1 protein-coding gene is annotated in these 253 nt (G+C 69.2%); it reads left to right on the top strand.

Going from position 1 to position 253, the window contains the following annotated elements; genetic code table 11:
• Positions 1 to 253 (top strand): hypothetical protein (locus WDW90_RS40210; protein ID WP_336493127.1); only part of this gene is annotated, 253 nt, incomplete at both ends.

Genomic DNA, 253 nt, shown 5'->3' with positions numbered 1-253 from the left:
CCATCGCCACCGCGCCACTCCAGACGAAGACCTTCGTCTCCCCCACCTCTACAGCGAGCAGTTATCCGGCCGGGCCCGCCGCCGTCACGGCGAGTATCGCCTGGGCCGAGCAGCAGGCACAGGATGTCTCGCTGCACGCCGCACTCGACGGCTCCGGCGCAGCACAGAGCGCCGAAGGCAAGGCAGCCAAGGGCTTCGATGGCGCCGCGATGCTGCAGCAGTACCTCGGCTCGCTCTCGACGCTTTACGGCGC

Origin of the sequence: Methylobacterium nigriterrae, assembly GCF_037106235.1 — a bacterium.
In the GTDB taxonomy this organism is placed as follows: domain Bacteria; phylum Pseudomonadota; class Alphaproteobacteria; order Rhizobiales; family Beijerinckiaceae; genus Methylobacterium; species Methylobacterium nigriterrae.
The sequence above is the reverse complement of the archived record's forward strand: the minus strand, read 5'-3'. Positions and strand labels throughout refer to the sequence as shown.